Origin of the sequence: Paenarthrobacter ureafaciens (genome assembly GCF_004028095.1) — a bacterium.
Lineage (GTDB): Bacteria > Actinomycetota > Actinomycetes > Actinomycetales > Micrococcaceae > Arthrobacter > Arthrobacter ureafaciens.
Genome location: NZ_SBHM01000006.1, coordinates 452,465 through 474,924 on the forward strand (window position 1 = coordinate 452,465; position 22,460 = coordinate 474,924).

Annotated in this window: 24 protein-coding genes; 5 read left to right on the plus strand and 19 right to left on the minus strand. The window is 63.8% G+C overall.

Annotated features, from left to right (window positions below):
• Positions 1 to 69: 69 nt before the first annotated feature.
• The 3 genes from AUR_RS03185 to AUR_RS03195 are packed head-to-tail and all read right to left on the minus strand — an operon-like array spanning position 70 to position 2,086.
• Positions 70 to 756 carry a hypothetical protein gene (locus AUR_RS03185; RefSeq protein ID WP_021470964.1) on the minus strand — a complete coding sequence of 229 codons (687 nt, stop codon included), beginning with the start codon at positions 754 to 756 and terminating at the stop codon, positions 70 to 72.
• Entirely contained in the window at positions 753 to 1,679 is a 927-nt protein-coding gene (locus tag AUR_RS03190; protein ID WP_043427314.1) for an ABC transporter ATP-binding protein, read from the minus strand. The genes AUR_RS03185 and AUR_RS03190 overlap by 4 nt, the downstream gene beginning before the upstream one ends.
• Before the next feature lie 5 nt (positions 1,680 to 1,684).
• Entirely contained in the window at positions 1,685 to 2,086 is a 402-nt protein-coding gene (locus tag AUR_RS03195) for a GntR family transcriptional regulator (RefSeq protein WP_031216060.1), read from the minus strand.
• A gap of 128 nt (positions 2,087 to 2,214) precedes the next feature.
• On the opposite strand from AUR_RS03195, the gene AUR_RS03200 reads away from it, so the two are divergent.
• On the plus strand, positions 2,215 to 2,979 hold the full coding sequence (locus tag AUR_RS03200) for a DedA family protein (protein ID WP_031216061.1): 765 nt from the start codon (positions 2,215 to 2,217) through the stop codon (positions 2,977 to 2,979).
• 103 nt (positions 2,980 to 3,082) lie between these two features.
• Here the strand turns inward: AUR_RS03200 and rdgB are convergent, their stop codons facing one another.
• The 6 genes from rdgB to clpS all read right to left on the minus strand — a co-directional run bounded on the left by rdgB (position 3,083) and on the right by clpS (position 7,360).
• On the minus strand, positions 3,083 to 3,745 hold the full coding sequence (rdgB, locus tag AUR_RS03205) for an RdgB/HAM1 family non-canonical purine NTP pyrophosphatase (RefSeq protein WP_021470968.1): 663 nt from the start codon (positions 3,743 to 3,745) through the stop codon (positions 3,083 to 3,085).
• Entirely contained in the window at positions 3,742 to 4,500 is a 759-nt protein-coding gene (rph, locus tag AUR_RS03210; RefSeq protein WP_021470969.1) for a ribonuclease PH, read from the minus strand. Before rph ends, rdgB begins: the two co-directional genes overlap by 4 nt.
• 42 nt (positions 4,501 to 4,542) lie before the next feature.
• The gene (locus tag AUR_RS03215; protein ID WP_021470970.1) at positions 4,543 to 5,340 is read right to left on the minus strand and encodes an MBL fold metallo-hydrolase; all 798 of its coding nucleotides are present in this window, start codon (positions 5,338 to 5,340) and stop codon (positions 4,543 to 4,545) included.
• Complete coding sequence (murI, locus tag AUR_RS03220; protein ID WP_021470971.1) at positions 5,337 to 6,332, minus strand: glutamate racemase; 996 nt, start codon at positions 6,330 to 6,332, stop codon at positions 5,337 to 5,339. The genes AUR_RS03215 and murI overlap by 4 nt, the downstream gene beginning before the upstream one ends.
• A gap of 106 nt (positions 6,333 to 6,438) precedes the next feature.
• Positions 6,439 to 7,005 carry a DUF2017 domain-containing protein gene (locus tag AUR_RS03225; RefSeq protein ID WP_021470972.1) on the minus strand — a complete coding sequence of 189 codons (567 nt, stop codon included), beginning with the start codon at positions 7,003 to 7,005 and terminating at the stop codon, positions 6,439 to 6,441.
• Complete coding sequence (clpS, locus tag AUR_RS03230) at positions 6,998 to 7,360, minus strand: ATP-dependent Clp protease adapter ClpS (RefSeq protein ID WP_021470973.1); 363 nt, start codon at positions 7,358 to 7,360, stop codon at positions 6,998 to 7,000. Before clpS ends, AUR_RS03225 begins: the two co-directional genes overlap by 8 nt.
• Positions 7,361 to 7,371: 11 nt before the next feature.
• Between clpS and AUR_RS03235 the strand changes: the two genes are divergently transcribed.
• Both AUR_RS03235 and AUR_RS03240 read left to right on the plus strand, forming a co-directional pair.
• Positions 7,372 to 8,727: a nicotinate phosphoribosyltransferase gene (locus tag AUR_RS03235; RefSeq protein ID WP_375338535.1), complete on the plus strand. Its 1,356-nt coding sequence runs from the start codon at positions 7,372 to 7,374 to the stop codon at positions 8,725 to 8,727.
• Positions 8,727 to 9,353 carry an isochorismatase family protein gene (locus AUR_RS03240; protein ID WP_021470975.1) on the plus strand — a complete coding sequence of 209 codons (627 nt, stop codon included), beginning with the start codon at positions 8,727 to 8,729 and terminating at the stop codon, positions 9,351 to 9,353. Before AUR_RS03235 ends, AUR_RS03240 begins: the two co-directional genes overlap by 1 nt.
• Before the next feature lie 231 nt (positions 9,354 to 9,584).
• On the opposite strand, the gene AUR_RS03245 is transcribed toward AUR_RS03240, so the two are convergent.
• The 8 genes from AUR_RS03245 to AUR_RS03280 form a co-directional block, all read right to left on the minus strand.
• Entirely contained in the window at positions 9,585 to 11,357 is a 1,773-nt protein-coding gene (locus AUR_RS03245; protein ID WP_062097147.1) for a DEAD/DEAH box helicase, read from the minus strand.
• Positions 11,358 to 11,472: 115 nt separating this feature from the next.
• Complete coding sequence (locus AUR_RS03250) at positions 11,473 to 11,799, minus strand: DUF3039 domain-containing protein (RefSeq protein WP_062097149.1); 327 nt, start codon at positions 11,797 to 11,799, stop codon at positions 11,473 to 11,475.
• Positions 11,800 to 11,807: 8 nt separating this feature from the next.
• The gene (nagB, locus tag AUR_RS03255; protein WP_062097151.1) at positions 11,808 to 12,590 is read right to left on the minus strand and encodes a glucosamine-6-phosphate deaminase; all 783 of its coding nucleotides are present in this window, start codon (positions 12,588 to 12,590) and stop codon (positions 11,808 to 11,810) included.
• Between the two features lie 99 nt (positions 12,591 to 12,689).
• Positions 12,690 to 14,261, minus strand: a complete 1,572-nt coding sequence (locus tag AUR_RS03260) for a hypothetical protein (RefSeq protein WP_062097153.1) — start codon at positions 14,259 to 14,261, stop codon at positions 12,690 to 12,692.
• Positions 14,243 to 15,109, minus strand: a complete 867-nt coding sequence (locus tag AUR_RS03265) for an ABC transporter ATP-binding protein (RefSeq protein ID WP_021470980.1) — start codon at positions 15,107 to 15,109, stop codon at positions 14,243 to 14,245. The genes AUR_RS03260 and AUR_RS03265 overlap by 19 nt, the downstream gene beginning before the upstream one ends.
• Before the next feature lie 39 nt (positions 15,110 to 15,148).
• The gene (locus AUR_RS03270; RefSeq protein WP_021470981.1) at positions 15,149 to 16,249 is read right to left on the minus strand and encodes an NADH:flavin oxidoreductase/NADH oxidase; all 1,101 of its coding nucleotides are present in this window, start codon (positions 16,247 to 16,249) and stop codon (positions 15,149 to 15,151) included.
• A complete protein-coding gene (locus tag AUR_RS03275; protein ID WP_021470982.1) occupies positions 16,249 to 17,235 on the minus strand; it encodes a tetratricopeptide repeat protein in 987 nt (328 codons plus the stop codon). Before AUR_RS03275 ends, AUR_RS03270 begins: the two co-directional genes overlap by 1 nt.
• A gap of 36 nt (positions 17,236 to 17,271) precedes the next feature.
• A complete protein-coding gene (locus AUR_RS03280) occupies positions 17,272 to 19,023 on the minus strand; it encodes a DUF8094 domain-containing protein (protein WP_021470983.1) in 1,752 nt (583 codons plus the stop codon).
• Positions 19,024 to 19,241: 218 nt separating this feature from the next.
• Between AUR_RS03280 and AUR_RS03285 the strand changes: the two genes are divergently transcribed.
• Positions 19,242 to 20,534, plus strand: a complete 1,293-nt coding sequence (locus AUR_RS03285; RefSeq protein ID WP_062097156.1) for an AI-2E family transporter — start codon at positions 19,242 to 19,244, stop codon at positions 20,532 to 20,534.
• Between the two features lie 31 nt (positions 20,535 to 20,565).
• On the opposite strand, the gene AUR_RS03290 is transcribed toward AUR_RS03285, so the two are convergent.
• Entirely contained in the window at positions 20,566 to 21,360 is a 795-nt protein-coding gene (locus tag AUR_RS03290; protein ID WP_062097158.1) for an alpha/beta hydrolase, read from the minus strand.
• Between the two features lie 19 nt (positions 21,361 to 21,379).
• Complete coding sequence (locus AUR_RS03295) at positions 21,380 to 21,712, minus strand: hypothetical protein (RefSeq protein ID WP_021470986.1); 333 nt, start codon at positions 21,710 to 21,712, stop codon at positions 21,380 to 21,382.
• A 48-nt stretch (positions 21,713 to 21,760) separates the two neighbouring features.
• On the opposite strand from AUR_RS03295, the gene nucS reads away from it, so the two are divergent.
• The gene (gene nucS / locus AUR_RS03300) at positions 21,761 to 22,456 is read left to right on the plus strand and encodes an endonuclease NucS (RefSeq protein ID WP_062097160.1); all 696 of its coding nucleotides are present in this window, start codon (positions 21,761 to 21,763) and stop codon (positions 22,454 to 22,456) included.
• The last annotated feature ends 4 nt before the right edge of the window (positions 22,457 to 22,460 follow it).

Here is a 22,460-nt window from a genome sequence, read left to right on the forward strand (position 1 = left end):
ATTTCCCGGCGGGGCGGCCCTTCCAGCCTGCGAGTGTGGCGAACGCTACATCAAGCGCGCGATGGAGGCTTAGGGCGTTGCACGCCGAAGCGTGGAGTAGGAACCGGCTGCCAGGACTACACACAGCAGGGCCGTCCACCCGCTGATGCTCAACGGACTTTGCTGGGCGAACCACGCACCAACCGAGCCCCACCATTGTTGGACGGTAGCCAGGGCCACGAAGCCCACGAGCACCATGGCCGTCCCCAAGGTGGAGATCAGCACTCCGGCGGTCCCCCAGCGCTTGAAGATCGTGGCGAACCAGAAACCGACGATGAACATCAGCATCATCACGACGAAGAAGAACGCGGCGGTGGAGTACCAAGGCCCGTCAGTGATCCACGGGATGTTGAAGAAGTATCCGGAGACCCCCCATCCATTGGTTGCCTTCTCGATAGCCCCGCCAAGGAGGTACAGCACCGACATGCCCAGGGCGATCACTGCAAACAGGCCCAAGGAACCGGCGTAGAAGGCCTTGCGGCTGATGCTGAGGCCCTGGGAGAAGGGGAACACCAGCGTCATGCTCTGGATTCCAAGGACCATGAAGTACCACAGTGGCGCCTGGCTCCCGCCGCCGTACTTTGCCTCGTCGACAGGAATCAGGGCAAAGATGGCCAATGACATCAGGAACGAGGAGGCGAGGATCACCAAGGGCCAGCCGATAAACGTCCATCTGTTGATCAGTTGCATTCGTGCAACTGCCATTGTCCGGCTCATCGGGTTGCCTCCATCGTGCCATCTGAGAATTCGGATTGGGGCTGTGAAGCCGTTGATCCCGTGCGGGCCATGGTCTTGCGTACCACCAGTTGCTGCAGCGAAACCGGGGACAATTCGAGCCCCAATTCCTCCGCTTCTGCCCTTGCCTGCCTGTCCAGCGCCTGGTCCACGGTGACCGAGGCGAGGGATCCCAAGGTTTCCCTGTGCAGGACGGGGCGGCCGGCGAGGAAAGCGTCCACTTTGTCCGCGGACCCGGACACGGTGACGGCCGAACCACGGATGTCGTCGGCGTCGGCATCCATGATGATCCGTCCGCGGTCAATGACCACCACGTGCTCCAAGAGGTTTGCCACCTCGTCGATCAGATGCGAGGAGAGGATGATCGTGCGGGGAAATTCCGCGTAATCCTGTACCAGCCGGTCGTAGAACAGCTGGCGCGCAACAGCATCGAGGCCGAGGTAGGGCTCATCAAAGAACGTGAGCTCCGCCCGTGATGCCAGGCCTATGATGACCCCCACGGCAGAGAGCTGGCCGCGGGACAGCTTCTTGATCCGGCGCTTCATCGGGAGCTGGAACTCTTCGGCCAGCAGCTCCGCAAAGCCTTGGTCCCAGTTCTTGTAGAACAGCGCAGCGGAACGGAACGCATGGCGGGGTTGGAAATCATCAGGGTACTTCTGCGACTCGCGGATGAAGCAGATCCGTGAAAGTACGGCGTCGTTCTCATAAGCCGCTTTTCCAAAAACCAGCGCATCCCCGGAAGTGGCGAAGGCCTGGGCCGTCAGGATGGACATCAGCGTGGTCTTCCCAGCGCCGTTGCGGCCCAGGAGACCGTAGATCCGGTTGGCGGCCAGGCTTAGGTTGACGTCCTCCAACGCGTTGACGTCTTTATAGCGCTTGCTCAGGTTACGGGCCTCGACGATCATCTCGTTCACAGGGCCGCGCTCCTTTCCTTGTCGTTTCCGGCATCAGGAGCCAGCCTGGCGCCGCGTTCAATCATGTGGTTCAGCTGCTCGGCCGAAATGCCCAATTTGCGGGCCTCAACGGTCAGCGGCCTGACGTACTGCTCAAAGAACTCTTCGGTCCGCCGCGCAATGAGTTGCGCGCGGGCCCCTGTGGCAACGAACATCCCGATCCCCCTGCGTTTGTAAAGAATCCCGGAGTCCACCAGCACATTCACTCCTTTGGCGGCTGTGGCCGGGTTGATGCGATGGAAGGCCGCGAACTCGTTGGTGGAGGGCACTTGCGACTCCTCCGGCATGGTTCCGTCCACGATCCCGTTCTCGATGAGTTCCGCGATCTGCAGGAAGATCGGCTTGCTGTCGTCGATCACCGGCGGCACACCATCTTTGGTTCATTACTCATGTAACTAACCATACAAGCGAGAGACCACACGTCAAGGGCTTCCTGAAAAACAGCCCACCGCAGTTCCAGTAGGCTTAATGGGTGATCTTTACTGCGATGAGCGACTTTGCCGTATCCACTTTTGGAGGCGCGGGACCGGTACGGCCACCCATGGCGTCATTCCTGCCGGACTGGCTGAACCCCCAGATCTTCCTTGCCGACCCCGCACTTGCCCCGTGGGTTGTGCTGCTGGTGTGCGGCATTGTCTTTGCCGAGACCGGGTTGCTGGTCGGGTTTTTCCTGCCCGGAGACTCCATGCTCTTCACGGCGGGTCTCCTCGTGGCAACGGACACCATCAAGTTCAATATCTGGGCACTGGCCGGTCTGATCATCGTGGCCGCGATCGTCGGCAACCAGACCGGTTACCTCATAGGCTCCAAAGCGGGCCCGGCAATCTTCAACCGGCCGGACTCCCGCCTCTTCAAGAAGGAAAACGTCGAAAGCGCCCATGCCTTCTTCGAAAAGCATGGCGGCAAAGCGCTGATCCTGGCCCGTTTCGTCCCCATCATCCGGACCTTCGTCCCCGTGATCGTCGGCGTGGCCCAGATGGACAAGCGGAAGTTCTTCCTTTTCAACGTCATTGGCGCCGTCCTCTGGGGCGGTGGCGTGACGCTCCTGGGCTACCTCCTCGGCGACCGCGTGCCGTGGGTCAGTGACAACCTTGACATCATCTTCATCGTCATCGTCCTGATTTCGGTGATTCCGGTCTTCATCGAAGTAGGCCGTGGCTTCATCGCAAAGCGCAAGGCCGAAGCCGAGGGCACGGACCCTGTAGAAGAATTCATCGAAGAACACGAACCCGAAAAGCACGGCGAGCACTAAGCGGCAGCCAGGCCTCGCCGGCACAGAAGCGAGCAGCACAGACAAGAGCAGTACAGACGAGAAAGGCGCCCCGAGGGGCGCCTTTCTTGTCTATGCCCTGAAACTAACCGCGGGGTTCGGAGAGGGCCTCAACGATCGCAGGAAGAAGGGCGCGGAACGCCTGTCCCCTGTGGCTGATCGCGTTCTTCTCCTCGAAGCCCAGCTCTGCGCAACTGCGGTCCATGCCCTTGGGCTGCAGGATGGGATCGTAACCAAAACCACCGTCGCCGCGGGGTTCGCGAAGCAGGGTCCCTTCAAGCTGGCCGTACTCAACCGTTTCACGGGAGATCCCGGCCGGGCCGGGCACTGCCAACGCTGCTGCACACACAAACGCAGCGCCCCTGGAGGCATCGGGAACGTCGGAGAGTTGGGCAAGCAGCAATTGCAGGTTCGCAGCGTCATCACCGTGCTTGCCCGACCAGCGCGCAGAGAAGATCCCCGGCGCCCCGCCCAGGACATCCACGGCAAGGCCGGAATCGTCGGCAATGGCAACCAGTCCGGTGGCTTCGGCAACGGCCCGGGCCTTCAGGAGTGAGTTCTCCGCGAAGGTAACGCCCGTCTCGGCAACGTCAGGGGCACCTACGGCAGCTGCATCCACCACTTGGGTGTCCACGTCCACGCCGGGCACCTGCCCGCGGAGCAGTTCCCTGAGCTCCCTCAGTTTGCCCTTGTTGTGCGTGGCCAGAACCAGCACCGGGCCACCGTCCTGCGGGTTGGTGCCGCTCACGGCGCCTCCGCCAGGGTTTCGCGCTGGATGGCTGCCAGCTGGCCCGTCCCGATCAAGGCAAGGTCCAGAAGGGCATTGAGTTCATCACGGTCAAAAGGAGCGCCTTCGGCAGTGCCTTGGACTTCCACAAACTTACCGGAGCCGGTGACCACTACGTTCATGTCCGTCTCTGCGCGGACATCCTCCACGTAGGGAAGATCCAACATTGGAACGCCGTCGATGATCCCCACGGAAACAGCTGCAATGGTGTCCACCAGGGGTTCTGCGTGCCGGGAGATGAGCTTGTTCTCCCGGGCGAAGCGGATGGCTTCGGCAAGCGCAACGTAGGCGCCGGTGATCGCCGCGGTGCGGGTTCCGCCGTCGGCTTGGAGGACATCGCAGTCAAGGACAATGGTGTTCTCGCCCAAGGCCTTGGTGTCGATGATGGAGCGCAACGACCGCCCGATCAAGCGGGAGATCTCATGGGTGCGGCCGCCGATCTTGCCCTTGACGGATTCACGGTCGGACCGGGTGTTCGTAGCCCGGGGCAGCATCGCGTACTCGGCGGTGACCCAACCGCGGCCTTCGCCTTTGAGCCACCGCGGGACGCCTTCCGTGAGGGAAGCAGTGCACAGCACACGCGTGTTGCCGAACTCGATAAGCGCGGACCCTTCGGCCTGCTTGGACCATCCCCTGGTGATGCTGATGGGGCGGAGTTGATCGGGGGTCCTGCCATCGGCACGGATAACGGGGGCGGCTGTTGCTTCTGAAGTCATGCCCCCAGCCTATCGAGGATGCAGGGCTGCGGCCCAGTTGGGCTAGACCGTGTAGTGGACCCCTGCAACAGCCACAGCGACGTCACCGCTGAACACCGGCTTGGCCTCAGCCATCACTTTCGTCTGGGACGTCCAGACGGGGATGTGGGTCAGCAGCAGCCGCTTGGCTCCAGCGTTCACCGCAGCCTCCGCGGCACGCTTCCCGGTGAGGTGGACGTCCTTGATGGCGTCATCGCGGCCTTCCTCGAAGGCCGCTTCGCACAGGAAAAGGTCCGCTCCCTGCGCCGCGTCTTCCAGGCCTTGGCAGGAATCGGTGTCCCCGGAATACGTCAACACCCGGGTCACCGGCGTGCCGTCCTTGCCCGGCTCTGTTGCGGTGACACGCAATGCGTAGCACTCTTCCACCGGATGGTTCACGCCGTACGGGGTCACGGTGAAGGGTCCGACCGTCACGGGCTTTTGCTCCGCCCAGTTGGTGAAGTCGAATTCCTCGTGCATACCGGGATCAAGGTCGAGCCCGTACGCGGTTGCCATCCGGTCCGCCGTCGCAGCGGGACCCCACACGGGAAGACGGTCACGGCCCCAACCGCCCGGCTTCCATCGGACAGCAACATGCAGGCCACAGAGGTCCATGCAGTGGTCCGGGTGCAGGTGGGTCAGGAAAATGGCGTCGATGTCCTCCAGGTCGGTGTACCGCTGGATGGCCCCCAGGGCGCCACTGCCGAGATCCATGACAATTTTCCACTCGCGCTCACCGTCGTGGGCGGTCACCAAATAGCACGACGCCGGCGAGCCGGGTCCCGGGAATGAGCCCGTGCAGCCCACGATCGTCAGCTTCATAGTCCACTCTCCGTCGCAGCCCGCGTACCGTTGTCCGGCTGGACGAAATAGGACCGGCGGGCCAAGCCCGCCCCGGCCCTGGCCGCTGCAAGCATCTCCGGCGTAATACGGGCAAGGCTACCTGTTGGATACTGGGCGGAGACATGGTCGACATGCTTGACCGAGAGAACTTCCGGCCCAAGGAACCTGCGGGCAAGGGTCTCGAATTGGGCTGCGTCACCGGTGGCAATGAACTCATGGCTGGGCGCACTTGCCTCAGTCCGCTGGATGCCGCCGTTCGCCAGGGCCCGGTAGACGTCCTTGGCGGTCTCCTCCGCACTGGAGACGAGGGTGACGTCCTCACCCATCACGAACGAGATCACGCCGGTGAGCAAGGGATAGTGCGTGCAGCCCAGGACTACGGTGTCCACGTTGGACTGCTTGAGTGGTTCCAGATATTCGTTTGCTGCCGCCAGGAGCTCCGGGCCCGTGGTGATTCCCGCCTCGACGAAGTTTACGAACGAGGGGCAGGCCACGGACGTAATCGAAAGGTCCGGAGCCGCGGCAAAGGTGTCCTCGTAGGCCCTGGAACCCACGGTGGCAGATGTCCCGATGACTCCGATGCGCCCGGTCCGGGTGGCGGACACTGCGCGCCGGACCGCCGGTTGGATCACCTCGATGACCGGAATTCCGTAACGGGCCGTGTAGCGCTCCCGGGCGTCCCGAAGCACCGCGGCCGAGGCGGAATTGCAGGCGATGGTGAGCAGCTTGACGCCCGAATCCACCAGTTCGTCCATGACGCCGAGGGCATTGGCCCGGACCTCGGCAATAGGCAACGGCCCGTAGGGTCCATGGGCGGTGTCCCCCACGTACAGGATTGACTCGTTGGGGAGCTGGTCGATGATGGAGCGGGCCACCGTCAGGCCACCAACACCGGAATCGAAAACACCGATCGGACGCGCGCCCATAAGCTCAGTGGAAACGCCTGTTGAGTTGCCCGATGCTGAAGTCATGATTATTCGAGAATAAGGCTTCCCTTGGTGCGCGGCCATTAGCTGCGTCTCCCCGCCCGTGTCTGATTTGTCACACGGGAGCGGCGGCAGCGTCCGTCCGCGCGGCTCAGGGCTTCGCCTGCCGCGCGGCCAACATCGACTGAACCAACGACTCCTGGAGCCACGTGGTGAAGTTGTAGACCAAGGCCAGGTAGCTCTCAACATCCTCGGCCTGGCTCCAGTCCTGCATGCTGTGGACATGGTCGGCGTCAGCCTCGTCCCGGATGTCGAGGCGCTCGGCCAAGACAAGGCGGACATCGTTCAGCGCCATGGACCAACGCTGGGCATCGGCCGGCGTCAGGACGAGGTCGTCCTTGTCCAACCCCATTGCCGTTGCCCGCAGGGCACCGATTTTGCTTTCCCGCACCGAGCGCTCGGTGAGTTGCCGGAATTCGAGCGAGCCGGCGTCGTCGTCCTTCATCACGTTGGGCAGCAGCCGCAGGAGGGCGCGGTCGGCAGGCTTCTTCACGTCCATGTCCAGGCCGATCATGGCCGCCAACGGATCTTCATTCTCCTTGGCCTCAGACTCGAGCATGGAAATGACGTCGTCCAGAAGCCCGCGAAGAAGATCCCGTTCGGCCGGTTCGAGGTAGCCGGTGATGCCCTTGAGTCCGTATTTGAATGCCTTAGCCACTCTGGCGGCCGCCCTTTCCGGGTGTTTCGTTGCCGCTGGCGGCCTTTTCCACGGTGGCCCACAAGCCGAAGCCATGCATGGCTACAGCGTGCTGCTCAACCTGCTCCTTGCTCCCGTGGGCCACAATGGACCGGCCTTTCCGGTGAACTTCCATCATGAGTTTGTGTGCCTTGGACTCGGAATAGCCAAAGTAGCTCTGGAAAACATAGCTGACGTAGCTCATGAGGTTGACGGGGTCGTTCCAGATCACAAGGTTCCAGGGGATGTCCGGGGCGGTCAGGACATCAGTGGCAGCCAGCTCTGAAGCTTCCGTCCGTTCATCAATATCCGTACCAAACGCAACGCTAGGGCTCATCTGTCCATTCTATGGCGGCTCGCACTAGAGTGAATTTCGTGAGTAGAGCCACGTCGTGGGACCACCCCGCAACTTCCTTGTACACAGACCATTACGAACTGACGATGCTGCAGGCGGCACTCCACTCGGGGGCCGCGCACCGCCGTTCGGTATTCGAGGCATTCGCCCGCCGCCTCCCCGACGGACGCCGGTACGGCGTGGTCGGCGGGACCGGACGCCTGCTCGAGGGGATCGCCAATTTCCGGTTCGGGGACGCCGAGCTTGAATTCCTGGCGAAGAACAAGGTGGTCAACCCGGAAACACTGGATTACCTCGCCAACTACAAATTCAGCGGAGACATCTGGGGTTACGCGGAGGGAGACGCCTATTTCCCCAACTCCCCCATCCTCATTGTTGAATCAACGTTCGCCGAAGCCTGCATCCTGGAGACCTACATCCTCTCGGTCCTCAACCACGACAGCGCCATCGCCTCGGCCGCCTCGAGGATGACCTCGGCGGCCGGGAACCGCCCGTGCATCGAGATGGGCTCCCGGCGCACCCAGGAGGAATCGGCGACGGCGGCAGCACGTGCCGCTGTCATCGCCGGCTTTGCCAGCACCTCCAACCTGGAAGCCGGCAGGCGCTACGGGATCAAGACCGTGGGCACGGCGGCCCACTCCTTCACGCTTCTTCACGACACCGAGCGGGAGGCCTTCGAGGCCCAGATCGCGGCTTTCGGCCCGGGAACATCCCTGCTGGTGGATACCTACGACGTCGAGACGGCGGTCCGCACCGCCGTCGAGCTCGCGGGCGACAAACTGGGCGCCGTGCGCCTGGACTCCGGAGACCTCGTGGCGCAGGCCCAGTGGGTCCGGCAATTGCTGGATGACCTGGGGAACGTCAACACCCGGATCGTGGTGACCTCCGATCTGGACGAGTACGCCATTGCCGCCCTCCAGTCCGCACCCGTGGACTCCTACGGTGTGGGCACCTCGCTGGTCACCGGTTCCGGAGCACCCACGGCAAGCATGGTCTACAAATTGGTCAGCCGCACCAACGACGCCGGCGAGTTCATTTCGGTTGCGAAAGCCGCCAAGAACAAGACCAGCGTGGGCGGACGCAAATATGCGCTGCGCAAACTCAATGAACGCGGCAAGGCAACGCAGGAGGTCGTGGGCATCGGACACAGGCCCGAGGATGACGGAAACGACCGTTCGCTCCTGCAGCAGTTCGTGAAAAACGGCGAGGTCCTCCCCGGCTGGACAGGTCCTGAAGGCGTCATCCGGGCCAAGGAGCGCCATGCCGCCAGCATGGCTGAACTGCCCCCCGTCGTGAACCGGCTGCAGCGTGGCGAAGCAGCGATCCCCACCGTGTACGAGGAGAACTGATGTCCAAGGCACTGATCATCGTCGACGTCCAGAACGACTTCTGCGAGGGCGGCTCACTGGCTGTTAATGGCGGAGCCGCAGTGGCGGCCGCCATCAGCGAATACCTTGACGCGAACCAGCAGCAGTACGACCACATTGTGGCAACGCAGGACTGGCACATCGAGCCCGGCGACCATTTCTCCGATACTCCGGACATGGTGGACTCCTGGCCACCGCACTGCCGCGCGCGGACCAAGGGCGCCGAAATCCACGAGGACCTCGACCCCGAATTCATCCAAGCGTATTTCCGGAAGGGGCAGTACACCGCCGCCTATTCCGGATTCGAGGGAGTGCTCGCCCCGGAAGACGACGTTCCTTCCGGTGACTTGAAAGCGGGACAGGCGGTCACTGAAGTGCTGGATGAGGACGCGATCGGCCTGGATGACTGGTTGCAAAGCCACGATGTGGAAGACGTGGTGGTGGTAGGACTGGCCACCGATTACTGCGTCCGGGCCACGGCATTGGATGCCGTGCAGGCGGGGTACAACACCACGGTCATTGCGGAGCTGACAGCGGGGATAGCCGAGGACCCGGAGGAGGTCTTCGAGGAACTGGAAGCCGCAGGGGTCGAAGTCGAACGCCCCTGACGCTCTATCACATCCCACCCCACCTCCCCCAACGCTCCATCACATCCCACCTCCCCCAACGCCCTATCACCGGCCTATCAGCTGTCAGACGACGAAACGCTCCCCTTTTGGGGTGCGTTTCGTTCATTTTCTTGAAGGCACCAGTGATAGAGGAAACCCCCCAACACGTCGGGACGTGATAGAGGAAGGGCCCCAACCCGTCGGGACGTGATAGAGGAAGCGCCGGGCGGGCTACTTGCGTCCGATGAACCAGTCCTGGAGCTTGCGCAGGCGAGCCTGAAGCTGTTCTTCGTTCGCTTGCGCCACGGCCGGGCCGCCACACAATTCCCGCAGCTTTGTGTGCACCACGCCATGGGGGGTTCCGGTCCGCGCGGACCAGGCGGAGACATTCTTGGCCAATTCGTTCCGCAGATCCATCAGCATGCGGTGATCCGGTATGGCGGGGGCTGCTTCCGCTGCCGGAGCCTTCCGATTCCTGCGCGACTGCTGTTCGTGCTGGCGCTGGCGGAGGAGCATGCCCACCTGGTCGGCGTCGAGGAGCCCCGGTATGCCCAGAAAGTCGAGCTCCTCGTCCGAACCGATGTCTCCCCCGGTGCCGAACTCGCCGCCGTCGAACAGCACACGGTCAAACGAGGCCTGGGAGTCCAGGGCCTCGAACTTCCCCTTGGTGAGTTCGTCAGAGGCCTTATCCTCACGGTTGGCCTCCGCCATGAGGTTTTCCTCAGGGTTGAAAAGGCCGTCGTCGTCCTTCTCCGGCCGGTCAAGCGCGTGGTCCCGTTCGGCCTCCATCGAGTTCGCGAGGACCATCAGCGGCGGTACGGACGGCAGGAAGACCGACGCCGTCTCGCCCCGCTTGCGGGCACGCACGAAGCGACCTACTGCCTGGGCGAAAAAGAGCGGCGTGGACGTTGACGTCGCATAGACACCCACCGCCAGGCGGGGAACGTCGACGCCTTCCGACACCATGCGGACCGCAACCATCCATCGCTGGTTTCCTGCGGAGAATTCCTCGATCTTGCTCGATGCCTTGGAATCATCGGAAAGGATCACCGTGGGCGATTCGCCGGTGATCTTCTTCAACTGCCCGGCGTAAGCGCGCGCATCCTCGTGGTCCGTGGCAATGACCAGCGCCCCGGCGTCGGGAACGGTCCGGCGGACCTCGCTCAAGCGTTTGTCAGCCGCAGCGAGGACAGCAGGAATCCATTCACCTGCCGGGTTCAGTGCTGTTCGCCATGCCTGGGACGTGATGTCCTTAGTGACCGCCGCTTCGCCGAGCGAGGCCGCCATCTCATCACCGGCACTGGTGCGCCAGCGCATCTGGCCCGAGTAGGCCATGAAGAGTACCGGACGCACCACGTGGTCGCGGAGTGCGTCACCGTACCCGTAGGTGTAGTCGGCCTTGGAACGCCTGATTCCGTCCCGGTCCTCCGCGTACTCAACGAACGGAATCGGGGAAGTATCCGAGCGGAAGGGCGTACCCGTCAGGGACAAGCGGCGCGCGGCCGGATCAAAGGCTTCGCGAAGCCCGTCACCCCAGGACAGCGCTTCGCCACCGTGGTGGATCTCGTCCAGGATCACGAGCGTGCGTGCGGCTTCGGTCTTGGCCCGATGCAACATGGGCTTGCTGGCCACCTGGGCGTAGGTCACGGCAACACCAACGAATCCGCGGCCGTGCTGGCCATCGGAATTCTTGAAGTTGGGATCAATGGCAATTCCGACACGGGCGGCGGCATCTGCCCACTGCCTCTTCAAGTGGTCGGTCGGCGCCACGATGGTCACGCGGTTGACCACGCCGGTGTCGAGCAAAGTGGTGGCAATCCGCAGCGCGAAGGTCGTCTTACCGGCACCCGGCGTAGCAACGGCAAGGAAGTCCTTGGGGCTGCGGGTCATGTAGAGGTCCAGGGCCTCCTGCTGCCAGGCGCGCAGCTTCGGGGCGGTGCCCCACGCTGCGCGTTCCGGATAGGCGGGAGGCAGGGATGGGCCACCAAAAAGTGTTTCTGTCATGCGAGGTCCCCCAGGCAAATGGCAGCGCCCGGCGCTTCCGGCCTCACGGCCGGAACGGGGCGGCAAGCCGCTAAGCGGCAGTGATCAAAGAGGGCTTGGTGTGACTTTCCGGCCACTACTTGGAATCGCCCGGGCCGCCGTCATTGCCCGGACGGAGGCCGTCATAGATCTCCTTGCATTCCGGGCAGACAGGGAACTTCTTGGGATCACGGCCCGGCGTCCAGACCTTGCCGCAGAGGGCAATGACGGGCTCGCCGGTCATTGCCGACTCCATGATCTTTTCTTTCCGCACATAGTGCGCAAACCGCTCACGATCGCCGGGTTCCACTTCCTGGCGCGTTTCCTCGCGCTCAATGGTGGCAGTGGACGTTCCGGCTCCGGAAAGCTCTCGCATGGGGTCGTTCTCGAATGGATCCGGAGGAAGCGTAGTCATGCCATCCATCCTACCGGCTAAAGCCCCTGCCACTCCGGCTTGTTGTCGTAGGTGTGGCGATAGTAATCGGCCAACTTCAGCGAGGACGCCGCGGCTTCGTCAACCAGGATGGTGGCATGGGGGTGCATCTGAAGCACGGACGCGGCACAGATCGCCGCCACCGGCCCCTCGACGAAATCCCGCACGGCTTGGGCTTTTTGGGCACCCGTTGCCACCAGGATCACATGCTTGGCGTCCATGATGGTGCCAAGGCCTTGGGTGACCACATGGTGCGGAACTTCATCGATGTTCCTGAAGAACCTGGCGTTGTCCTTACGGGTTTGCTCAATGAGGGTCTTGATGCGGGTGCGCGAGGCAAGCGAGGAGCCGGGCTCGTTGAACCCGATGTGGCCGTCAGTCCCCACGCCCAATATCTGCAGATCCACCCCACCGGCCGCTTTGATGGCATCCTCGTACGCCTGGCAGGCGGCCACCAGATCCGCCGCGGTACCGTCCGGACTGTGGACATTCTCAGGCTTGATGTTCACGCGGTTGGTGAACTCGCGCCGAATAACCTCGCGGTAAGACTCCGGGTGACCAGCCTCAAGCCCGACGTATTCGTCCAACGCAAACCCATGGGCCTGGCTGAAGTCCAGGTTGCCGGCTTCGTAGCGTCGGGCAAGTTCGTCGTAGATGGGCAGCGGCGAAGATCCCGTGGCCAAGCCCAGCACCGCGTTGGGCTTCCTCCTGACCAGCGCCTCGATGGCGTCGGCAGCCAAAGCGCCTATCTGTTTGGTGCCGGGGAGAATGACAACTTCCATCGTCGGGCCTTTCAACGGTTGCGGATGCTAACAAACTACTCTCGAGGATATCCCATGTCCTATAACTAATCATGGTGCTGGCAGGGTTGTGACATGCGCTCACCGGTTCACGCTCAATTGCGCGAACAGTTCAGGACCACGGACGTCCAGCCATCTCCCGCCCAACCGCACACCTGTTATGAAGAGGGCGATCCCCAGCAACGGTCCTATGGCAAGGTTGACCCATCCCGCCTCCGGCCCGCCTGCGATGACTTGAACCAGTACCAATGCCAACTCGGGCAGCAGCAGGACGGCAAGGACCAGCATGCCCACGCCCTGCACCGCGAGTGTCTGGGCCACATTGCCGGGCGGCTTCTTGAACGGGCTGTCGCCGGGCAGGGGAACAGCGACGTTATAGCGGGCAGATATGACCGACGACAATCCAAGGCCGGTGAACAACGTTCCCAAAGCGAGCCCCAGAAGATTCGGGAGCCAGATCCAGTCTCCGGTGACGGCGATAGGGCCAATGGTGAAGACCAGGACTACGGGCAAGGAAATAACAAGGCAAGCCAGCGCGCGGCCCAGTCGGTCATCCACGCCACGGACCCCGGAAGCCAGGTGCAAGGCAAAAGCCGTGTTGTCGTAGGAGACATCGGCGGAAATGGACCAAGCCATCATGAACGCCGTCAGCGGGCCGAGGATCATCAGCATGCCATAGCTGCCCGTCTGGCTTCCGCTGAAGAAGAAGATCACCGGAAGCAGCGGTATCACCACCAAGGAGCCGGCGTATCGCGGGTCCTTCAACCAGTACACCAGTGCCCTCGCGGCCACCGCTCCGGCGGGCGTGCCGGGAAGCACCCCGAACAGGCCGAGTTTGCCGCCCTTCTTTGCGGAGCCGCCGGAATACGGAGGCGTGACCAGCGCCCGCTGCAACAGGACGTGCCAGCACCACAGCAACAACGCAAGGGTGGACAGGGCAACGACGGCCTTAAGTCCTGCAGCCGCGAAGTTCCCGGCTTCCAGGTCGCCGCCAAGGGACCATGCCGCACCCAACGGCGTCCAGGACACAGAGCGGGCAAGTGCCTGCAGGTAATCCCCACTGCCACGGATGCCCTCCACGATCCCCATCATGATGGGCCCCAAAAGCACCAGGGGAATGAAGACGATGATGCTGCTAACGTCCTTGAACCGGCGCGAAGACGCCAGCCCGGCCGTCGCCGTCGTGACGACCTTGGACAGCACTATGCACGTCAGGGCACCCAGGAGAGCACCGATCAAGGCTCCCACGGCAGCCGGAAAACTCCGGGACCATGTCCCTACCGTGCCCAGGGCTGCCAACAGTGTTGCCAGTCCCGGTATCCCGATGAACCCGGCCAATGCCAGGCCCGCGAGCAATTGCCTTGGCGGTATGGCGTAACTGCTGAACCGCGCCGGATCCAGCGTCATGTCCGCAGCGGAAGCCACCAGCGGGATGATTCCCCAGCCGAGGATGGCCGCCGCACCTCCCAACACCACCACGGTGTGGGCAATCCCGGCATCAGCCCAGCGAAGTGCAATCAGGCCTCCGATAAGGAGCGACAGCATGCCGAGGGCATAAAGCAGGCCAAGGCCCATACCAATCAATTGAAGCGGGCTGCGTCTAAAGCCGTTCAGCAGCAGCCGCCACTTGAGCCTCAGAAGGTGCGCAACCATTCGAGCCCCTCCGTCCGGTGACCGCCACCCACAAGCTGGACAAAGCGTTCTTCCAGGGTGGAGCCTGCGCGGACCTCGTCCACGGAACCGGCAGCCAGGACCCGGCCACCGGCAACCACGGCTACGTGGCTGCACATGCGCTGCACGAGGTCCATGACGTGGCTGGAGACGATGACGGTTCCCCCGGAGGCTACATAGCCGTCCAGGATTCCCCTGATGTTGGCCGCGGAAACAGGGTCCACGGACTCGAAGGGCTCGTCCAAGACGAGGAGCCGGGGCGCATGGATCAAGGCAGAGGCCAGCGCAATCTTCTTGGTCATGCCCGCTGAATAGTCCACCACCAGCGAACCCGCATCAGCTTGCAGGTCGAAGGCTGCCAGCAGCTCACCCACCCGGGACTTAACCACGTCCCGGTCCATACCGCGCAGCAGACCTGCGTAGGTCACCAATTGTTCGCCGGTGAGCCTGTCAAACAAGCGGACACCGTCCGGCAGCACTCCCATGAGCTTCTTGGCTTCCAAGGGACGCGCCCACACGTCCACCCCGTGTACCAGTGCGGTGCCGAAATCCGGACGGAGCAGTCCGGTGGCCATGGACAAGGTGGTGGTTTTGCCGGCCCCGTTGGGGCCAACCATTCCATAAAACGACCCGGCCGGAACTTCGAGGCTCACACCGTCGACGGCGATTTTGTCACCAAAGCGCTTGGCGAGTCCGCGGATGGACAACGCAGAAGGCTGCTGGACCCCGGGAGTTTGTGTCGCCCCGAATACCTCCTGCGGGTGGGCCGTTACCGACGGCTCCTGAGCGGGCAGGGACTGGCTGCTGTTTTCATGGTCTGGTTCCCTCATGCCTCCAGCCTAGCCGGGCACTGTCCGCCTCCGTCAGAGCTAAAAGCCGTGGCGCGGAATGGCCCGTTCGTATTGTGGAACCCACGAAATTTCGTGCCCGATCTCGTATGCAGCGCGCAACCACCAGTGCGGGTCGCGTAGTGCAGCGCGGGCCATGAACACGGCGTCGGCCCGCCCGTTGGCGACGATGTCTTCTGCCTGGGTGGGGCTGGTCAGCAGCCCCACAGCTCCGGTGGGAACACCGGCGTCGTGCTTTACCCGCTCGGCGAAGCCGGCCTGGTAGCCGGGCACGGCCTTGATGGACTGGTGGGCAACCGCGCCGCCGCTGGAAACGTCAACAAGGTCCACGCCGCGCTCTGCGGCCGCACGGGCGAGGCGGACCGAGGCCTCCACATCGACTCCCCCGTCGGCCCAATCCGACGCGGAGATCCGCAGGAGCAACGGCATCGAATCGGGGATCACAGCCCGGACGGCGTCCACCACGGCGAGCATGAGGCGGTTGCGGCCGGCTTCGTCCCCGCCCCACGCGTCCGAGCGGGTATTGATCAGGGGGCTCTGGAACTGGTGCAGGAGGTAGCCGTGGGCGCCATGGATCTCAACGGTGTCGAAGCCGATCGACACCGCTCGTTGCGCTGCGGCTGCAAAGTCGGCCACAACGCCAAGAATTTCTTCTTCCGTCATCGCCGCCGGCGCTGCGTAGCCGTCAAAAGCATCCGTTGTGGGCCCCACCGTTGGCCAACCACCGTCTGCAGGAGGAACGGTCCCGGATTTCCCGGAGAAGGGCCAGTAAGTAGAGGCCTTCCGCCCGGCGTGGGCCAGCTGTGCGCCGATCTTGCAGTCCACGGCCCCGTGGGCATGGACAAATCCGACGATACGCTCCCACGCAGCCGCCTGTTCGTCAGAGTACAGGCCGGCATCGCGCGGGCTGATCCGTCCGGCGGGGTTGACCGCTGCCGCCTCGCTCATGATCAGGGCCGCACCTCCGGACGCAAAGGAACCAAGATGCATCAGGTGCCAGTCGTTGGGCACCCCCTCCCCCGTCTCCGGCAGGCAGCTGTACTGGCACATGGGAGAAACCCAGCCGCGATGCGCGATGGTGAGCGAACGCAGCTGGAGCGGGCTGAACAGCGCGGAGGGCACTAGAACAACACCCTCGCCAACCCTTGCCGCGCCTTGGCAACACGTTCGTCGGATACACCCACTACCTCGAACAGCTCAAGGAGCCGAACACGGGCTGCTTCCCTTTCCTGGCCAAAGTTCCGCCCGATGAAGGCAATGATGCGGTTGAAGCCGTCCTCGATGTGCCCGCCGGACACATCAAGATCGGCGACGCCCAGCTGCGCGTGGACGTTATCAGGCTCCTGTGCGGCAAGTTCCCTGAGGCTTTCGGCATCTGCCGCGCTCAGTTTTTCCAGTCGGGCCATCAGCTCGACCTGGGCCAGGCCCGCCTTCGCATCAGCATCAGCCGGTTGTTCGAGGAGCGCCTGCTTGTAGGCCGCGGCTGCACCGGCGTAGTCGCCGGCTTCAATCGCGTGGATTGCGGCTTGGTGCAGCGGCGGAAGGGGTTCCGGCTCTGCTTCAGCACCCTGGGTGCCGTCGCCGATGCTTCCGTTCACGCCGTTGGCGGCTGCCACTTGGAGGAGTTCCTCCACAAGGCTCTTGATTTGGGCGTCGTCGGCAGGCCCTTGGAAGAGGGGAACCGGCTGGCCTTTGACCACGGCAACGGCCGTGGGAACGGCCTGTACCTGAAATGCCTGGGCAAGCTGCGGGAAGGTGTCTACGTCCGCAGCAGCGAGGACCAGCCTGCCCCCGAAGCTTTCCACGACGCGCTGCGCTGCGGCAAGCACGCCGGGCGAATCGGCCGCGTAGCGCGACCACAAAAGGAAGAGCACAGGCACCTGGGCGGACAGCTGCACCAGGTCCTGGAAATTTGTTTCCGTGGCGTCGACGCGCAGCGACGGGCCTCCGGCTGCAGCTTCTCCGTTCTCCGTGGGCTCCGGAGAGGCGGCCGCGACAGGCGGCTGCGGCGGTGCGGGAGGCCGGCGCAACGACGAGAGGTCGACGGCGCCACGAAGGTTAAGCTGACTGGCAGCGGCTGGAGTGGGACGGTATCCGGGCGAACTCATACCGACCACTCTAGCCGCTGCCATGCCGTGGGAAGGCTACTTGAAGCTGGCTCCCACGAGGCCGCGGGTCGCAGCCACGAGCTTCATCGGATCCGAGGAACCGGCCGGCGGAATGTAGACCGCCACCGACTCTGCGAAGTTCAGCGACATACCCGTCGTGGTTTCCTTGCCACCGGCAAAGACGGCTGAATCGTCTTCAAGGATCAGCTTGTCACCGGCGGCCTTGGGAGTTCCCTCGAAGGAGAAGTCCAGGCGGCCGACCACCAGGGCACCGCCGTCGGCCGTGCGAAGCACTACCGTCTGGTTGGTGACCGGGGTATGGGTGAATTTGAAGTTGGCGCTGGTACCGTTCTTGACCGTCTCCGCCTGGTACGTCAGGGCACCGGCGATGTAAGGCGAGGACTGCCCGTCAGCAAGCTTGCTGCGGTTGGGCGAGTCCGGCGTGGTCAGCATCTCACCAAGGATGCCCAAAGCTTCGTTGCCGCTGTAGGCAAGGCCCGTCTTGTCATCGGCAGCGGCAGGGGCGGTTCCTTCACGGGGCACCGGGAACGAGGGGAAGTTGGTGCCGGGCTGAAGGGGAGCCGTTCCCCACAGCTTGTAGTTCTCGCGCGGCGAGAGCTGGACCAAGGTCAGCACCTGCGGGACCACGTTGCCGTCGCCCTGGGTCAGTGCGAAGACCGTACGCGGCCAGTCGCGCTTGGTGCTGATAACACTGCTTTGCAGCTTGGTGGCGCGGACAGGCATGCGTGCCTCGTAGGCCGAAACCGCGGAACGGATCTTGTAGTTGGCCGTGCGGACCTGGAGTTCCATCATGTCCACGCGCGGTGCCAGCTTGGCGGCGTCCTTGGCGGCATCGGCTGCATCCACAGTGCTGGCCACCTGTTCGAGGATGCGCTGGAGCTGGGACTCGAGCATGACGGGTTGCGCGTCGCCGCCTTCGGCGGCCGGGGCGCTCGGGGAACCCGGGTTCGATGCCGGCACGGCCTGGGCCGCGACGGCCGTTCCGCCCACCAGCGTGGCCACGAGGGCGCCGGCAACGGCAGTGACGCGGAGGGCGGACCCTTCTGTACCTGGCGTACGACGGCGGTCGGCGCCGTCTGCGGGCGACTGCACCGGAAGAGCGGTGGTCTCTCCGCCATCACGGGGGGCATCGTCGTCGTTGTCCTTGCGGCGTGCGGCCAGTGCCCTGGCGACAAACGGCAGTGCCGCGCCGACAAGGATGATGATGATGCCCAGGACGATGAGCGGAACAGCCCACGGTGTGGTGGCGTTGTTCGGGAACGTCATGGAGATCGACGACGGCGCGGGCTTGGTTCCGTCGCTGGCTACCAGCAGCGACCACTCGCCGCCGGCCGGCGGGTTCCACGTGTAGTCGAGCTCGCCGCTGCCTTCTTCGGTGTTGACCCAAAGATCCGAACCTACCGGCGTGGGGGCCGTAGCCTCGCCGTCCTCCGCGGTGACTTCCAGCGACTTCTGGTCCTGCGATACCCCGGTGAGGGTGTTGTGGGCGGTTTCGCCCACCCAGGCTTCGACGTCGTCGGGCCGTCCCGTGGCGACGATGAAGTTTCCTTCACCTTGGATCTTGATCTTCACCGGACCCTCGTGGAGGGCAATCAACTTCTGGTCGATTACCGTCAACGGGGCAGCTTTAGTGTCACTGGGTACCGAGGCCGTCACGGTCTCGGAGGGGGCCCAGAAAGTCAGCTGGCCAATGCCGGCCAGCATCGTCAGCAGGCCCAGCAGCACCAGCGTGGCTGCAGTCTTCAAACGCACAGGATCACCTATCATCAGCGGTCGTTGAACTTCAAGGGTAACCGTTTTGTTATCAAAGAGTCAGATCGGGCCTCGGCCCCGGACACACCCGAATCCCCGTAACGGCGCTGTCAAAGCGCAAATACAGGCTCCTGATAGTGTGGCGATCATCATGGTACCCGGGCTGCTTTTAGGCCCGGAAATGCCGCCGAGATGACATAACCGTCGTTACCGAGCAAAGGAACCCGACCCGCGTGAAAGACCACTTGGACCCCCGGCCCGTCGACGGATCCGGTACGCCCGGCGTGGACGCCCCCGCCGAGGGGACCTCCGTGACGGTCCCGGTGCGGACGGGACGCTGGGCGGCTTTGGGCCGTAGGCTGCGCCAGCCCATACCCGGCGCCCGGACGCGCGTCCGGTTCGAAATGCCGCCCGAGGACGAATCCGATGACTACGCGGAGCGCTTAAAGGGAGAGGACGAAGGCAACTTCGGGGCCCCCGGCCCCAGGATGTCCTCGCAGCATCCCTTGTACGTCGGGTTCATGGGTACTGCCGGCGTCGGGGTCGCATTGCTGGTGTACTACATCGCCAGCAATACGACGCAGTTGTTGTTGTGGATCGTCACCGCACTGTTCATAGCCCTGGGGCTCGACCCCGTGGTGCGCTGGCTCGAATCCCGCAAGATTCCCCGCCCTGCCGGAATCCTCATCTCGGTATCCGTGCTGGTCCTCGCCGTCGCCGGTTTCTTCGCCACCCTGATCCCCACCATCGTGGGCCAGGTATCGGAGATTGTGCGCCAGGCTCCCGACTGGATCCGCGATTTCCTCAACTCCGACTTCTTCCGGACGGTGGACAACCAGTTTGGCCTCCGGGAGAGGATCACCACGGAACTGGACAAGTTCGGCCAAAACTCCGAGGCAGTCGGCGGAATCTTCGGCGGCGTAGTGGGCTTCGGCTCGTCCGTGGCCAACGGCCTGTTCGGCACGCTGATCGTCCTGGTGCTCAGCCTCTACTTCCTGGCCGCGCTTCCCTCCATGAAGCGGTGGGCCTACCGCCTGGCTCCGCGTTCACGCCGGCCCCGGGTCGAAGCCCTGTCGGAGGCCATCACCGATTCCGTGGGCAACTACGTCATAGGCCAGGCCTGCGTCGCACTCCTGAATGCACTGTTCGCGTTCATCGTGATGACTATCCTGGGCATCCCCTTCAGCGTCCTGCTGGCCTTTGTGGTGGCGTTGCTGGCGTTCATTCCGCTGGTCGGCGGCATGATCGCCGCCGTCGTGGTCATCTTGGTGGCACTCACCGCCGGATGGCAGACGGCCGTGATTTACGCGATCGTCTACTTTGCCTACCTGCAGTTCGAGGCATACTTCATCTCCCCGCGCATCATGCAGCGGGCCGTAGCCGTGCCGGGGGCCGTTGCCGTGATCTCCGTCATCGCCGGCGGCAGCCTCCTGGGCGTCCTGGGCGCCCTGATCGCCATCCCGACAGCGGCGGCCATCATGCTGCTGATCAAGGAAGTGTTCATCGTCCGGCAAGACCGGCACTGACGGGCACTGTCGCGCTGAGCGCTGCCGGGCCCTAACCCTGCGCTACCGGCCCCGCCCAGGTCCGCGGCAATCCGTCCGCGCCCGCACCCGCTTCCGTGACGTCGTCGACGATTTCATCCAGGACGCGCGCCGCGTACTTCTCTCCGACCCAGAGGTGCTTGGCGCCGTCGACTCCCACCAGCCGCGCTTGCGGCACCAGGCTGAAGCGCCGGGCGGCCTCGGCAGGCTGGAGGTAATCGTCATGCTCCGGGACAAGCACCGTCAGCGGTTTGCCGGCTGCAGCCCACTCCTTCAGATGCACATCGGTGGCACGGTGCAGGGGCGGCGACAACAGGATTGCCCCTTCCACCTGTGAGGCAACCGGCTCCACGGCCCCGTACATCAGCGCCAGCTCGGTTCCGAAGGACCACCCCACCAACCAGCGGTTCGGCAGCCCGCGCTCCACGGCGAAGCGGACCGCGGCTTCGACGTCGTAGCGCTCCCCGATCCCCTCTTCGAACCCGCCGTCGCTGGTACCCCGCGGGGAACTGGTGCCGCGCGTGTTGAACCGCAGGACCGCCACCCCGGAGAGCGCCGGCAAGCGGTAGGAGGCTTTGCGGTACACGTGGGAGTCCATGAATCCGCCATGGGTGGGCAGCGGGTGGAGGGTTATGAGCGTGGCCGCAATCTCCCCGGACTCCGGCAGCGCCAACTCCCCAACCAAGACTTTTCCGTCCTCTGTGGTGAACTCCACATTCTCCCGACGGGCGGGAAGCACAGTGGAAGCACGGATTTCCGATGGAGCATCCTGGGGCGTGAAGACGAAGCTGGCGGGATCGAAAGTCATGGCATCCAGCCTAAGGGAATCAGCGGTAGCGGTAGGTCCGGGTAGTCCAGCAATTGGTGTGCCAATGCCTCCGCTCGGCCAGGCCCGCAGCTTCACCGAACAGGTGGCTGTCCGACCACACCACCAGGTGCGCGATGCCGGGCATGATGGCGGTGGAGCAACCCGGGCAGATGTATTGTTTCTCCGCTTTCCGGGCGGTCATCGTCCGGACCATCCAGTCGCCGTCGGGTGCGCTTTCCCGCCTCGCGATACCTGCCCGGGCCCTTTCAAGGTCCAGATCAGGAGGCTCGCCGGCCCATTTGCTGGAACGCATGCCGGACGCGTTGCGACGGGGCCTGTTGGAGCGGGGCATGCATCCATTCTGCCCTGCCGCTGGCACCCAAGCGGTAATGTGGGGCGGGTGCGACTTGTCATAGCCCGTTGTTCTGTTGATTATGTTGGCCGCCTTAAGGCCCATCTGCCGCTGGCCACAAGGCTCCTGCTGGTGAAGGCTGACGGCTCCGTCCTGGTGCATTCCGATGGCGGCTCCTACAAGCCCTTGAACTGGATGAGCCCGCCGGCCACCCTCCGGGTTATCTCCCCGGAAGAGACCGAGGTGGAGGAAGGCGTGGTGGAGCAGTGGACGGTCCAGTCCGCTAAAACCGATGACCGCCTCATCATCAACATCTATGAACACCTCCATGACACCTCCCACGAACTGGGAGTGGACCCGGGCCTCATCAAGGACGGCGTCGAAGCCGACCTCCAGCGCCTGCTCGCCGAGCAGATCGAGACGTTGGGACCGGGCTATTCATTGATACGGCGGGAGTACTTCACGGCAATCGGGCCTGTAGACATCCTTGCCAGGGACGCCAACGGAGGCACGGTAGCCATCGAGTTGAAGCGCCGCGGCGATATTGACGGCGTGGAACAGTTGACCCGTTACCTGGAACTGCTCAACCGCGATCCGCTTCTTGCTCCCGTACGGGGCATCTTTGCCGCCCAGCAGATCAAGCCCCAAGCCAAGGTCCTGGCCAACGACCGCGGCATTGATTGCGTCACCCTGGATTATGACGCCATGCGCGGCGTGGATGACAGTGAGTCCCGGCTCTTCTGACGCC